Origin of the sequence: Rhizobium leguminosarum (assembly GCF_010668065.1) — a bacterium.
GTDB lineage: Bacteria > Pseudomonadota > Alphaproteobacteria > Rhizobiales > Rhizobiaceae > Rhizobium > Rhizobium leguminosarum_S.
This window is the reverse complement of the sequence record NZ_WUEN01000010.1, coordinates 258,688-272,003: the sequence shown is the minus strand read 5'-3', so window position 1 is coordinate 272,003 and position 13,316 is coordinate 258,688. Positions and strand designations below refer to the sequence as shown.

15 protein-coding genes and 3 tRNA genes are annotated in these 13,316 nt (G+C 60.8%); 6 read left to right on the top strand and 12 right to left on the bottom strand.

Features of this window, described 5'->3' with window-relative positions:
* From GR198_RS25320 to GR198_RS25310, 3 genes are all read right to left on the bottom strand, one after another.
* On the bottom strand, positions 1-125 hold a 125-nt coding region (locus GR198_RS25320), incomplete at its 3' end, for a GTP-binding protein (protein WP_245456151.1).
* A gap of 348 nt (positions 126-473) precedes the next feature.
* Positions 474-547: transfer RNA gene (locus tag GR198_RS25315), tRNA-Gly, on the bottom strand.
* A 25-nt stretch (positions 548-572) separates the two neighbouring features.
* A tRNA-Tyr gene (locus GR198_RS25310) sits at positions 573-657 on the bottom strand.
* 202 nt (positions 658-859) lie between these two features.
* Between GR198_RS25310 and rlmB the strand changes: the two genes are divergently transcribed.
* From rlmB to GR198_RS35530, 3 genes are all read left to right on the top strand, one after another.
* Positions 860-1,750, top strand: coding sequence for a 23S rRNA (guanosine(2251)-2'-O)-methyltransferase RlmB (gene rlmB / locus GR198_RS25305; protein ID WP_029872806.1), 891 nt, complete (start codon positions 860-862; stop codon positions 1,748-1,750).
* 327 nt (positions 1,751-2,077) lie between these two features.
* Positions 2,078-2,236 (top strand): hypothetical protein, encoded by a 159-nt coding sequence (locus tag GR198_RS35535; protein WP_003558513.1) that lies wholly within the window; start codon positions 2,078-2,080, stop codon positions 2,234-2,236.
* A gap of 64 nt (positions 2,237-2,300) precedes the next feature.
* A complete protein-coding gene (locus GR198_RS35530) occupies positions 2,301-2,438 on the top strand; it encodes a hypothetical protein (protein WP_172643817.1) in 138 nt (45 codons plus the stop codon).
* 146 nt (positions 2,439-2,584) lie between these two features.
* Here the strand turns inward: GR198_RS35530 and GR198_RS25300 are convergent, their stop codons facing one another.
* Together GR198_RS25300 and GR198_RS25295 are read right to left on the bottom strand one after the other, a co-directional pair.
* Entirely contained in the window at positions 2,585-2,971 is a 387-nt protein-coding gene (locus GR198_RS25300) for a hypothetical protein (RefSeq protein WP_172643818.1), read from the bottom strand.
* Between the two features lie 111 nt (positions 2,972-3,082).
* Positions 3,083-3,158 (bottom strand) — tRNA-Thr (locus tag GR198_RS25295).
* 158 nt (positions 3,159-3,316) lie between these two features.
* On the opposite strand from GR198_RS25295, the gene GR198_RS25290 reads away from it, so the two are divergent.
* Genes GR198_RS25290 through GR198_RS25280 form a run of 3 tightly spaced genes read left to right on the top strand, consistent with a single transcriptional unit; the run spans position 3,317 to position 5,658 of the window.
* Positions 3,317-4,090 (top strand): NAD kinase, encoded by a 774-nt coding sequence (locus tag GR198_RS25290; RefSeq protein WP_017993642.1) that lies wholly within the window; start codon positions 3,317-3,319, stop codon positions 4,088-4,090.
* Between the two features lie 4 nt (positions 4,091-4,094).
* On the top strand, positions 4,095-4,610 hold the full coding sequence (locus GR198_RS25285; RefSeq protein WP_029872808.1) for a hypothetical protein: 516 nt from the start codon (positions 4,095-4,097) through the stop codon (positions 4,608-4,610).
* A 34-nt stretch (positions 4,611-4,644) separates the two neighbouring features.
* The gene (locus GR198_RS25280) at positions 4,645-5,658 is read left to right on the top strand and encodes an alpha/beta hydrolase family protein (protein ID WP_164069739.1); all 1,014 of its coding nucleotides are present in this window, start codon (positions 4,645-4,647) and stop codon (positions 5,656-5,658) included.
* 64 nt (positions 5,659-5,722) lie between these two features.
* Here GR198_RS25280 and dhaL (GR198_RS25275) read toward each other — a convergent pair whose 3' ends face one another.
* The 7 genes from dhaL (GR198_RS25275) to GR198_RS25245 all read right to left on the bottom strand — a co-directional run bounded on the left by dhaL (GR198_RS25275) (position 5,723) and on the right by GR198_RS25245 (position 13,298).
* Positions 5,723-6,388, bottom strand: a complete 666-nt coding sequence (gene dhaL / locus GR198_RS25275; RefSeq protein ID WP_029872810.1) for a dihydroxyacetone kinase subunit DhaL — start codon at positions 6,386-6,388, stop codon at positions 5,723-5,725.
* A 61-nt stretch (positions 6,389-6,449) separates the two neighbouring features.
* Positions 6,450-8,549 carry a bifunctional sugar-binding transcriptional regulator/dihydroxyacetone kinase subunit DhaK gene (locus tag GR198_RS25270; RefSeq protein ID WP_080658204.1) on the bottom strand — a complete coding sequence of 700 codons (2,100 nt, stop codon included), beginning with the start codon at positions 8,547-8,549 and terminating at the stop codon, positions 6,450-6,452.
* Between the two features lie 156 nt (positions 8,550-8,705).
* Positions 8,706-9,356 (bottom strand): dihydroxyacetone kinase subunit DhaL, encoded by a 651-nt coding sequence (dhaL, locus tag GR198_RS25265; RefSeq protein WP_029872811.1) that lies wholly within the window; start codon positions 9,354-9,356, stop codon positions 8,706-8,708.
* 15 nt (positions 9,357-9,371) lie between these two features.
* Entirely contained in the window at positions 9,372-10,367 is a 996-nt protein-coding gene (locus GR198_RS25260; RefSeq protein WP_029872812.1) for a dihydroxyacetone kinase subunit DhaK, read from the bottom strand.
* A 22-nt stretch (positions 10,368-10,389) separates the two neighbouring features.
* Positions 10,390-11,160 carry an SDR family oxidoreductase gene (locus GR198_RS25255; protein ID WP_164069738.1) on the bottom strand — a complete coding sequence of 257 codons (771 nt, stop codon included), beginning with the start codon at positions 11,158-11,160 and terminating at the stop codon, positions 10,390-10,392.
* A gap of 58 nt (positions 11,161-11,218) precedes the next feature.
* A complete protein-coding gene (locus GR198_RS25250; RefSeq protein ID WP_029872814.1) occupies positions 11,219-12,205 on the bottom strand; it encodes a substrate-binding domain-containing protein in 987 nt (328 codons plus the stop codon).
* Positions 12,206-12,293: 88 nt separating this feature from the next.
* On the bottom strand, positions 12,294-13,298 hold the full coding sequence (locus GR198_RS25245; protein ID WP_011651405.1) for an ABC transporter permease: 1,005 nt from the start codon (positions 13,296-13,298) through the stop codon (positions 12,294-12,296).
* Positions 13,299-13,316 lie beyond the last annotated feature (18 nt).

The window sequence follows — 13,316 nt, the reverse complement described above, 5'->3', positions numbered from 1 at the left end:
TACGCCTTGTACTCACCGAAGTACTTCGTGATCGCTGCCGTCAGAGACGTCTTACCGTGGTCAACGTGGCCAATCGTGCCAATGTTGACGTGCGGCTTGTTGCGCTCAAACTTACTCTTTCCCATTTGAATGCTTCCTGTGAACGAAAATGGTGGCCCCGGCGAACCGGTTTAGTGCCGCCGTTTAAGGCTTTCGGCGACATTGCGCAAGACTTAATTGCAGACGCCAAACTTGGCCTGACAGCGCATATGGGAGACAATTCGCCGCCTGCAAGGCGATTCGCCAAAGCCCCCTCGAAAATCGCTGAAATCTTAGAGAAAATCGCATTGACCGCCGGAGACGCGCTATAGACGTTCGGCGTCGAGCGCCCTTCCCTACCAGTCGATAATCGCAATCGTCAGCTTCTCCGCCAGCGCCGGAGATATCTCGGGGACTATCACAGCAGCGGTCGAATAAAGTAGCGTAACGGAAACTGGAGCGGGTAGCGGGAATCGAACCCGCGTATTCAGCTTGGAAGGCTGCTGCTCTACCATTGAGCTATACCCGCGCGGGTGGTCCGATCCGATGACGAATGGTGGAGAGAGTTGGATTTGAACCAACGTAGGCTGAGCCAACGGATTTACAGTCCGTCCCCTTTAACCACTCGGGCATCTCTCCAGTTTTTCGTCCGGATCGCAAGACCAAGTTCGTCAGACTTCGAAGCGTTGCCGCCCGTCGTCTGCGCCGCGTATATGACCGGAGCATTTCAGTCTGTCAACACGATGACAACGGAAAAAACACGAAAAATTTCATTCGCCGCCGAAAGCCGGCATATGAAAGAAAGCCTATGCGGCAGCGAGCGCCATGGCTATAAAGCTGCATGAGCAAAGACAACAAATCCGGCGGCAAGACCGCGACAGACCCATCCGCCAAGGATACGCATTACGCCACTCTGCGGCGCGCCCACCGTGACGCCAAGCGCGAACGCGGAGAGATTCCGACGCCTCAGCCGCAGAAGCGAAAGCGCGGCGGCGAGGACTGGAAGCCGCCGGCGCTGGCGCCCGACCAGGTGCATCTCTATGGCCTGCATACGGTGCGCGCGGCCCTCGACAATCCCGAGCGCAAGAAGATCAAGCTGTTCGTGACGCAGAACGCACTCGCGCGCCTCGAAGTCGACGTCGAAACGCTCGGCATACCCTTCGAGATCGTTTCGCCGCAGGAGATCGACAAGGTGCTCGGCCCGGAGGCGATCCATCAGGGCGTCATGCTGGAAACACGGCCGCTTCCGGTACGCCGGCTCGAAGCGCTGAAGGAAAGCCCTCTCCTGCTCGTCCTCGATCAGGTGACCGATCCGCACAATGTCGGCGCGATCATGCGCTCAGCCGTCGCCTTCAATGCCGGCGCGGTGATCACCACGCAGCGACACAGCCCGACCGAATCGGGCGTGCTCGCCAAGTCCGCCTCCGGCGCGCTGGAACTGATACCTTATATACAGGTCACCAATCTCGCCGATGCGCTCGGTGAATTGCACAAGCTCGGTTTCTCCACCATCGGCCTTGATTCGGAAGGGCCGGCGCCACTCGAAGGCACCTTCTCGGGCGAGAAGGTGGCGCTCGTGCTCGGCTCCGAGGGCAAGGGACTTCGGCAGAAGACGCGGGAAACCGTCAACGCACTTGCCCGTCTCGACATGCCGGGCTCGATCAAATCGCTCAACGTCTCGAATGCAGCGGCAATCGCGCTTTATGCGGCGCGGCTCCACCTGAAGGCATAGGCTGCCCCCACCAGGGGCAGCCGGTCGATCCGTCTATCGGCCTGCGCGCCGTATCGCCTGCATAGGCCACTTCGACGGGATAGACGATCATCCGTGACATACAGCGCCGCGCGTCTTTTCAGACGCGCAATCGATTCGGATTTAATGAATTATGCAGGAGTTCGATCCGGCGCGACAAATGGAAACGCACACGGACAACGCTCGTGCAACGCCCGACCGATGCCGGAAAAATCCACTTTTGCCTTGGAATGACGCCCTGGAGCACTATGATCGGGCGATGACCGGTTGTTGCGACCGGCTCAGAAGCAAGAAGGAACGATCCCTATCATGGCCATTCGACCGCTGATTTTCGGTATCCTCTTCATCGCGGTCTTCGTCGTGATTATCATCAGCATCATCTGGGTGGACACGTCGCACCCCATCCACCAGCCCGATCCCCTGTCGCCGACGGCGCCCGGCCCCGCGACGCCGGGCCAGGTGCAATAATACTGGCAGGAACGCGGACGGCGATCATGCGTTAATCCCGGAATCGAACGAGGATTGAACGCTTATGCGCATAATGATCGCCGTCGTCGCCTTCATGGTCGTCTCTGTGCTTAGCATCACAATGATGTCGCCCTCCGGCGCCGGACAGACCGGCAATGGCGACAGGATCGAGGCGAGCGTCAACGAACCCGTAACTCATTAGAACAGGATGATTTTAGGCCGGCTCGGCCTAAAATCTGAATCCTGTTCTAAAATTAAATAGTTGGAGCATGATGTCGTCCGAAAACCGATCACACTTTTCGGCATCATGCTCTAAAGTAACGGCCCGGATGATCCGAGCCGTTTTCGTCAGCTGCGGTAGAGCCAGAACGGCATACCGCGATCGCGATGACGCCAGTCGCGGCGTTCCTGCCAACGCTCGGCACGCCACCGCCGCCCGTGACGGCGATCATCGCGCCAATCGGACCGGCGCCAATCGCGCCCATCGCGCCAGCCACGGTCGTCACGGTCGCGATCACGTCGCCAGCCATCACGAATTTGAACGATATCGCCCTGCGTCGACACCGCCGGCCGCTCGGCCGGCATGGCGGCCGCCGGTGCGATGGACGCGAAAGCCGCACCGACGGAAATGGTTGCGGCGAGAAAGAGATGTGCGAGCTTCATGGCTGTTTCCTCATTGATGATGAGGCGAAGATAAGCGCGCGCGGCTGAATTGGCGGTGAAGCAGCCCTTCACGCGCGGTTCATCAAGCGATACGTGCTATCTGAAAAGATCTGCTGGTGCGATTGAGCGCAACAGCGTCGAACCCAGACTGTGGGTCAGCAGACGTTATCGCGCGGAAAAGAATGGTGCCCCCGCCAGGGTTCGAACCCGGGACCCCCTGATTACAAATCAGGTGCTCTACCAACTGAGCTACAAGGGCAATAATTGCCCAACTAGCAGATTCTGTGATTCTGTAAAGGGAAAATCCGTGTCTGCGTGGACTGGTCGGCTGCAGCTCAAAACGCTTCGCGGCAGAAAACGTCCTTGTCGCACAAGGCCTTTATCCTTTAGCTAGGGCAGCATCATAAAGGGCATTGCATGGGCCGTTCATTTCAGACGCTTTCCTTTCTCGCCTCACCCACGACGGAGGCGCTTGCCGCGCGCGAGGAGTTGATTGGCCTCTATGGCGACGTACCGGCCGACGAAGCCGACGTCATCGTCGCGCTCGGCGGCGACGGTTTCATGCTGCAGACGCTGCACAACACCATGAACTCCGGCAAGCTGGTTTACGGCATGAATCGCGGCTCGGTCGGCTTTCTGATGAACGATTATCGTACCGACCGGCTTCAGGAGCGCATCTGCGTCGCCGTCGAAAACGTCTTCCGGCCATTGCAGATGACGACGGCCAACGCCGACGGCACCAACTCGACGGCGCTCGCCATCAACGAGGTCTATCTTTTTCGCCAGTCCTATCAAGCCGCGAATCTGAGGGTCATGGTGGACGGGCGCGTCCGCCTGGAGGAACTGATCTGCGACGGGCTGATGGTGGCGACACCTGCCGGATCGACGGCTTATAATCTTTCCGCCCATGGCCCGATCCTGCCGCTCGAGGCGCCGCTGCTCGCCATGACGCCGGTCAGCGCTTTCAGGCCGCGGCGCTGGAGGGGCGCTCTGCTGCCGAACAAGGTGACCGTCGATATCGATATTCTCGAGCCGGAGAAGCGGCCGGTGAACGCAGTGGCCGACAATACCGAGGTTAAGTCGGTGCTGCATATCCGCATTGCCCAGTCGGAGCATGTGACGGCGCGCATTCTTTCTGATCCCGACCGCTCCTGGTCCGACCGTATTCTCGCCGAGCAGTTCAAGGATTGAGACGATGGCAATGCGACGGATATTGATGACCAGCCTCCTGCTTGCGGGATGGAGCATCACAGCGGAGGCCGCGCCGGCGCAGGATGCCCTCCTGCCGGCATCGGTGATTTTCGCGACCAGCACCGGCTATTGGGAGGACGACGGCAACGCACCTGATGTCGAGCGGGCGCCGACGAGCGCCGAGAGCGTTGCAAATCCCGAGGGAGAGGCCACGCAGCGCCACGGCTACTACAAGCTCTTTGCCGTGCGCCAACCGGACAGGACCTCGAAGGTCTATCTGCAGCAGATTGCCCAGACCGAGACCGGCCCGGCGATCGCCTCGACCATCGAGTTGCAGGAGTTCAGCGACCTGAAGCCTTACGTGACCGATATCCGCCCGGAGAATTCGAACGGCATCATCAAGGAGCCGGGGCTCTTCGCCACGGTCTATCTGAAGACCGACCCTGCCGCGGAGCCGGATGGCTGGACCGTGCTGATCGACGAATTCGGCGACATCACCGTCGAGAAGGCGACGAATTGAACGGCCGGGACGTGTTCAATGGGGCATTCAAGAGATGACACTGGGCTTTCGCGACGGCGTCCTCTACGACGAGAAAAGGTCGAACTGGGACGCCGCCGGCCCCAGACCCATCAGTTGGTCTCTCTGGTATCCCGCCGCCGACGACGCGCAAAGCGACGTGCCGGAAAGAAGCTGGTTCCAGAAGGCGGCCGTCGCCCGCAATGCCCCCATCCGGCCAAGGGCTAGGCCCTATCCCCTCGTGCTATTATCGCATGGCACCGGCGGATCCGCGGCCGGATTGGAGTGGCTGGCGCGACGCCTGGTCGATCGCGGATTTGCCGCGCTCGGCATCAGCCACCACGGCAATACCGGCATCGAGCCCTACCGCGCTGAAGGCTTTGCCTGCCTTTGGGAGCGGGCGCCGGATCTAAGCACCATGCTCGACCATTGCGATGCGTGGCTCAGCGATCTCTCAGGCCATATCGATACGAACAGCGTCTTCGCAGCCGGATTTTCGGCCGGAGCCTATGGCGTGATGCTGCTTCTTGGGGCTGTCGCCCAGTTCTCGCAGTTCGAACCGTCGAGGATGAAGCCGGGTGGGGCGCGCGGACCAAGAGAGTTTCCCGATCTTGCCGATCATATCCCGGCATTGCTGCGCACCAGCGATGTGTTTCGCGATTCGTGGTCCCGCATGTCGAATTCCTACCGAGACGACAGAATCAAGGCCGCACTCATCTGCGCGCCGGGCCGGTCCGTTCTCGGCTTCAGCGAGGAAAGCCTGAAAGCTGTCGATGCGCCTGCCCTCATCCTGGTCGGTGATGCCGACAGGGCGGCACCCGCCGAAGAATGTTCGTCGTGGCTGCATGCGCGGCTCCGGCGCAGCGTCCTTAAAATCTTCGGCGGCGGCCTTGGGCATTATGTCTTCGTGCCAGAGGGAACAGCGCTCGGCCTTGCCTTTGCGGCGGAACTCTTTACCGATCCCCCGGGCATCGAGCGCGCAGCCGTTCACGACGAGATTGCCGATCTGTCGGCAGCGCTGTTTCAAGACAGCGGCATCATCGCGGAATAGGCGACGAATTGAGGATGCCCCCGGAGAACGAAGATGCATTTGCTCCGCGCAGCATGCAATTCTGTCACCGATCCTGCTCTTTCACAGTGTCGACGGCGAAGGTTTCCTTCATCGCGCGCAGGATGATGACTGCCGAGGCCGCGCCTGGATCGATGTGTCCGAGCGACCTCTCGCCGAGCCGGGCCGCCCTCCCCCGAGTGGCAACCATGGAACGGGTCGAATTCGCGCCGGTTTCGGCCGCCTCCAATATGCTGGTCCACATTTCGAGGCTCCCGGCCGCCCGCGCCCGTGCAGTGACGGCGGCTTCGGTCGCGGGAATCCAGGCATCGAGCATCGTCTTGTCGCCGCGCTGGCCCTTTCCACGCTCCCTGATGCCTGTTGTCATCGCCTCGACGATCGCCGCCTGATCGGCAGTTGAAAGGTGTTGGTCATCGTTCAGGACCTGGGCGGCCCTGCGAAATGCCGTTGCGTAAAGCGGTCCCGTGGATGCACCGACGGCATTCAGAAAGGCTGTCGCCGCCGACGTGAACACCTCTGATGGAAGCATGTGGTCGAGGTCGAGTTTCGCGAGTTCCCCGTTCACCGCCGTGAAGCCGAGCACCATGGTGATTCCATGATCGGCGTCGCCGATAGCCCCGTCCAGATCCGAGAGACGGTCCTTCTCCGCTGCGATCGCAACGGAGATGCGATGAAACATCCTGCTAAGGTGGCGCGCCGCGCTTTCCGACATCATGATCCTCCCAGTTCGAGCAGGATGCGGCCCGTGTCAGCCGGGCGCATCTCTTATACCTTCAGTTCGCGACCCGCAGGAACGCGGTATCGCAAGGATGATGCAACAATTCCGTCAATTCCTGATCGAGGTGCAAGATGGATATGGATGCGCCGACCATATCGAGCGAGGTGCAATAGTGTCCCACCCAATTCGCCTCTATCGCGATGCCTTTCGCACTCAGCCGCTGCTCGACACGCCGGAAGAGAATATAGAGCTCCATCAGCGGCGTTGCGCCGAAGGAATTGACCAATACTGCGACGCGGTCGCCCGATGCCGGCTTCATTTCCGCGAATATGCGATCCATCACCCGATCGGTGATTTCATCGGCGGTCATCATCTTTTCGCGAATGACGCCGGGTTCACCATGGATGCCCATGCCGATCTCGATGTGGTCGGGGCCAATTTCAAAGTTGTGGCGACGGGTCTGGGGAAGCGAGCACGGTTCCAATGCAACGCCCATCGTAAATGTCCGTGCGTTGGCCTTGCGCGTCGCCGTTTCGCAGGCGGCAAGCGACAGGCCGCGGTCGCAGGCCGCTCCGGCGACCTTGAAGATGAAGAAATTGCCGGCGACGCCGCGCCGGCCCTCCCTGTCTTCCAGCGGCGATGAGGCGATGTCGTCCGTCGTCACGACCGTACGGACCGCGATGTTTTCCTCCGCCGCCATCTCGGCTGCCATCTCGAAATTCATGACGTCGCCGGCATAGTTGCCGTAGACGAAAAGCACACCCTCTCCGCCGGACGCCGCCCTGGTGCATTGAAGGATCGGGCCGGGAGGCGGCGACGAGAAGATATTGCCGACAGCAACGGCATCGGCAAGACCCTTCCCGACATAGCCGAAGAACGCAGGCTCGTGTCCCGTGCCGCCGCCGATCACAAGACCGACCTTGCCGGCGCGCGGTCCCGTCCGGGCAACGAGCGCACGGCGAGAACTGTCGACCGGCTCGAGATAGGCAGCATGTGCCTTCACTGCGCCATAGAGCATTTCCTCGACGACCTCGTCGGGATTGTTCAGAAATTTCTTGATGTGAGTGCGAAAACCGGTCGCTGGCGGCGTGCCGATTTCGACCCTCGGGCGCTGCAAAAGCTTCTGATCGACCTCCGTCACACCGTCCGCATGCAAGATGCCACGGCCCGTCGCAGCATCGGTGATCAGCACGTTGACATAGCCGCCGCGAAGGGCTGCGAGGATTGCCGGCACCTTGTCGAAACCGCCGGCGACAGCGATACGCAGACCGATCTTCTTCAGCATGTCGAGTGATATTCCGATCGTGCGGTCGTCAAGCGGCCCCGCGACCGGGCGTCCCTGCCCGTCGATGAAACGTCCGGCGACGATGCCTGCAGCATCCTTCGCCAGATATTGCTGCAACGATACCGACTCGAAGAATCCGCTGGTATGGATGGTCGAATTCGGGCGCATGGAGGCGATACCGAAAATCACCTTGTTGGCGTGTGAAAGCGCCTCGAACTGAGTTTCGATCAATGGCTCACGCAACAGGATATTGCGGACTTCAGGAGCGGATACGATCGCCGGAGCTGCGATATTGATCAGCCGTGCGTCCACGGCATCGGCAAAGGCGGCTGCGCAAAGTTCGGGTGTATAGGCGAATGTCGCACTGGTTCCGCCGGTTGCCTGGACCACGGTGACGTCCTGCAGGCCGGTTATCGAGGTCTGCTCACCGACCGCCATGACCGTGCGGCCCCAGACGACGGCCAGCGTATCACCGGATTTCAAAAGCCTCTGCAGCGCTTGAGCGCCTGCGCGCCCGAGACGGTCGATGAGCGGGCGGGTATTGTCGTCGCTCGGAACGACGAGACAATCCTGCAAACCGAAATGCCGTTTCAACTCCTGAGCAATCGTCAGCGAACTCAGGCGCGACGGCTCGATGGAGATATTGACGATTCCGCGGGCGCGCGCATCGGCGAGATAGCTGTTCACCGTTGCCCGCGAAATCCCCATGGTATCGGCAATGTCGCCCTGCGTCATGCCGTCCTCATAATAGAGCCAGCAGGCCCAGACATAGGGATCATCGCCAAACCGCAGCGGGATGGGTTCCGAGGCATCGTCAGCGCTGTTTCGCACGCTACCGTTCTTCCGCGCTGATGATGTCTTGACGGTCATGCTTCCTGGTTTCCCTGCGATGTTCAAATCGCCCGCGAAGATGAGCGTAAAGGCTCCGGTTTTCAACATTCTCCCGCACAATGATTTCCGGCCGCCAATGTAGCCGGAAAGGTGATGATCTGGAGGATCACGACTCTCACCAAAACCCGCTGTTTTTCATGCGGATGGCCGAAGCCTTGCCTCGACGCCAAGTGCGAGCGACTGGAGGATCAGCGCGCAGGAAGTGGCGCCGGCATCCAGAACGCCAAGCGAACGTTCGCCGAGCCTGCTTGCCCGGCCGATCCTGGCCACCAGATCACGGGTACTGTCCCGGCCGGCCTCCGCGGCCGAAACGAGGATATTCAGCGATTCCGCAAACGATTTTCCGTCGCTATTGGCCCGATCGAACGCTTCTATGGCGGGCACGAGCGTATCGAGAAGGGTCTTGTCGCCGACTTTCGCAGACCCGATCGCCTGAATGCCTTCAAGACCATTGTGCAGCATTGCGCTGAACATTCCCGCATCGATCTGCGTAGCCTTTTCGATCGTTTCCGCGAACTGAATGAACATGACGCCATAGAGCGGTCCCATGGACCCGCCGATTTCCGTCATCAGCACCGTGCCGAGCGTGTCGAGAGCTTCTGCGAGCGACATGTCTGCGCCCTTGATCCGTTCAGCTGCCATGCCAAATCCCTTGGCCATGTTAACCCCGTGATCGCCATCGCCGATCTTGCCGTCAATCTCGCTGAGATAAGCGCGATTCTCGATGATCCGATCCGCGAGCGAGAAAACGATGTCACCCGAGGAAGCGTTGTCAAATTGCTGCATTCGCTTGGTCTCCCATCAAGGCATTGCCGGGCAGTGGACATCGACGTCGAGTAGCGTCTTCAACTCGTCGTCAAGCGCCATGACGGTCAGCGTCGCACCGACCATTTCCAACGAGGTGAAGTAATTTCCGATATAGGTCTTGTAGATTTTCAGTCCGCGCCCGGTAATCTCGGTTTCGATCGTGTCGTGAAGGATATAGAGCTCGTTCAAGGGCGTCGCGCCGAGGCCGGAGACGATGACGGCCACCTCGGTTCCGGATGCCAGGCCGTGATCGTCCAGAACGATCTTGGCCATTTCGCGTGCAACCTCGGCGGCAGGCTTCAGCGGCTCGACCCGGACCCCCGGCTCGCCGTGATGGCCAATGCCGACTTCCATCGTACCCGGCGCAATCTGGAAGTTGGGATGCCCGACGGCGGGCAGCGTGCAGGGACCGAGGCCGATGCCGATGGAACGGCAATTGTCGATCGCCCTTTGCGCTGTCGCCTGCACTTCCTCGAGGTTCGCCCCTTGCTCCGCTTTGGCGCCTGCGCATTTCCACATGAATATCTCGCCGGCGACGCCGCGTCGCTTCTCGCGCTCGTCCGGTCCGGCCGAACATACATCGTCATTGGCGACGACGGTCGCGATGGTGATGCCTTCCTTGGCGGCGAGCTTGATCGCCATTTTCACGTTCATGTTGTCACCGGCATAATTGCCGTAAAGGCAGACGACGCCGTTGCCGCCATTGGCTTCGCGCGCGGCATCGAGAAAACTCTTGGCCGTCGGCGACGAAAACAGCTCACCCACCGCGACGGCATCCAGCATATTGCGTCCGGTATAGCCGATAAAGGCGGGTTCATGGCCGGAACCGCCACCGGTGATGACGCCGACCTTGCCCGCGACGGGCGCATGGCGCGCAACGATGACGCGCGGATTGCCGTTGCCGAGCCTGACCATATCGGCATGCGCCTTGACGAAGCCCTTGACCGTATCCTCGACGACCTCGTCCGGATTGTTGATAAACCGCTGCATGGTTCCTCCTGCTTTCCGCGTGTCAGACAATGGTATAGCCGCCATCGACCAGAAGATCCGCGCCGTTGATCATCTCGGCGCCGCTCGACGCCAGAAACACCGCCGCCGCAGCGATCTCCTCGGGATAGGCGAAGCGTCCCGTCGGGATGCGCTTCTTCAGCTCCTCTCCGCGCGGGTTATCCCAGGCCTTCCTTCCGAGCTCGGTCAGAACCACTGTCGGTGAAATCGTATTGACGGTTATGCCGTGTTTGCCCCACTCGGCGGCGAGCGTCTTGGAAAGGCCGATGACGCCGAATTTGGAGGCGCAATAAGCCACGTGCTGGTCGATAGCGACCGTGCCGGCCTGCGAGGCGATATTGATGATCCTGCCGCCCTTGCCGGCCTTGAGCATGACCCGGCCGACAGCCTGAGAGACGAGGAACGTTCCCTTGAGATTGATGTCGATGGTTCTGTCCCAGGCCTCCAGGGTGAGTTCCTCGGCGGGGGCGAGCATGGCGACACCGGCGCTGTTGACGGCGATGTCGATATGGGCGAAGGCGGCCTGCGCCGCAGCGATGACGGCTTCCACCGATTGCGGGTTGGAAACGTCGCAGACGAAGGATTTCGCGCCACTTCCGAGGGCGTCGGCTTTGGATTTCGCGACCGTTTCATTGATGTCGATCACGCCGACGACCGCGCCCTTGGCGGCAAATGCCGATGCGATGGCATCGCCGATGCCGGAAGCGCCGCCCGTTACCAGGGCGACCTTGCCGCCCAGCGAAAAATTCAGATCAATCTGTTTTGAATCGGTCATGGATCTTTTCCCGGCCTGTCTGAGAAATGGGGCGGGCGAACCCGCCCCATAGAATGGATTATTTACGTGTCGCGAGCAGCTTGTCGACATTGTCGGCCGTCACCGGCGTCCACGGCACATTGTAATTCTTGTCCTTGCCGTCGTTCCACCGCATGTCCTTGTAGGTCGCCCAGATATCGGACTGCGGCTTGTAGTCGCCCTTCCTGGCGTGGAAGATGGCAAGGTCGAGAGCGCCCTGAGCCTGCGCACGTGCGTCTTGCAGGATCGACGTCATCTCGCCGGCCTTGACGGCGCGAAGAGCGTCGGTGATGCCGTCGATGCCGGCGATCGCAAAGCTCTTCTCGTCGAGCCCCGCAGCCTTGATCGCCTCGATGGCGCCGAGCGCCATCTCGTCGTTCTGGCCGATCACGCCGTTGATCTGTTTCGGATGCGCGGTCAGCCAGTTCTCCATCAGCGTCTGCGCTTCGGCACGTGACCAGTTCGCCGTCTGGTCTTCGAGAACCTTCACGTCAGGGCATTCGGCGAGCGCCTTCTTATTGCCTTCCAGGCGCGAGATCTGTGCGGACTGACCGACCGGGCCTTCGAGGATGACGACATTGCCCTTGCAACCGATCTTATCTAGGACGGTCTTGGCTTCCATATAGCCCGAGATGGTATCGTCGGAACCGACATAGGAGGTCAGCAGGTCGGAATTGACGCGGGTGTTCGAACCGATCACCGGAATGCCGGCATCCACCGCCGACTGTACGGCTGCTGCGCCTGCGTCGACGTCGATCGGTGCAAAGATGATCGCATTGTATTTCTGCGTGACCATCGTCTTGAACTGATCCTGCTGAACCAGCGCATCATAACGACCGTCGAAAACAGTCAGCTCTACCTCGCCGCTCTTGACGGCCGGGTGCTCCTGCATCGCCGCCGCCCAGATCTGCATGAACTCCGCATTGAGGCCGTAAGGGGCTGCCCCGATCTTGATCTTTTCCTGGGCCACGGCCGACGAGGCCAGCAAGGCAGTTGCCGAAGCAAGCGCAATCATAAGCTTTCTCATTTCAATCTCCTCCACTTTAAGTTTTAGCGGCCGGCATGGCTCGCCTCTGCAACGGGCCGGCAGGGGCCGGCACGGTTTCCGATGGGGCTCAGGCCCCGTAAGTTCGCTTCTGGTCGAGCATCACGGCGCCGACGATCAGGGCACCTTTCAGGACCTGCTGGTAGTAGGATTGGATCCCCATCAGATCGAGGCCGTTGTTCATGACGCCGATGATGAGCGCACCGATCAGCGTGCCCGTCACCCGGCCGACACCGCCCGACAGACTTGTGCCGCCGATGACGACCGCCGCAATCGCGTCCAGCTCATAGGCAATGCCCGCCTGCGGCAAGGCCGAGCCCGTACGGGCGCTGAGCAGCATGCCGGCAAGACCGGCAAGACCGCCGGAAATGACATAGACAGTGAAACGGATGCGGCCGATGTCGATACCGGAGGTCTTCGCCGCATGCGGATTGCCTCCGACGGCATAGATGTAGCGGCCGAAGCGCGTCCGGCTGAGGATCCACCACGAAGCCGCGAAAACGACAGCGAGAATGATGACGGGGGCCGGAATGCCGAAGACGTCGCCGGTGCCGATCCACCGGAAAGCCGGCGTCAGCGCGGGAACCGGGCGACCGCCGCCATAGATCAGCGTCAAGCCGCGCGCGGCCGAAAGCATGCCAAGAGTGGCGACGAAGGCCGGAACGGAGAATCGCGAGACGATCGCCCCCGATATCGCGCCGCAGGCAACGCCGACCAGAATGCCGACCGCAAGTCCGATGGCCACCGGATAGGGCGCACCGGCGATCGCCGCCGTGGCGGAGGTCGTCGAGAAGCTGGCGCTGACAATGCCGGCAAGCGCCACGACGGAACCGACCGAAAGATCGATGCCGCGCGTCAGGATCACAAAGGTCATGCCGATGGCAAGCACGCCGTTGATCGAAGTCTGCAGCAGCACGTTGGAAATATTGCCGCCGGTCAAGAAGAACTCGTTCGAGAACGAAAGGACCACCACGAGAAGCAGAAAAGCGAGAAAGATACCGTATTCCTGAATCAACAGCCGCCGCCGATCCGAACTGAACCAGCCGCCGGCATTGCTATCGTCGCTCTCTGACACTCTTGCTCGCTCCTCTGG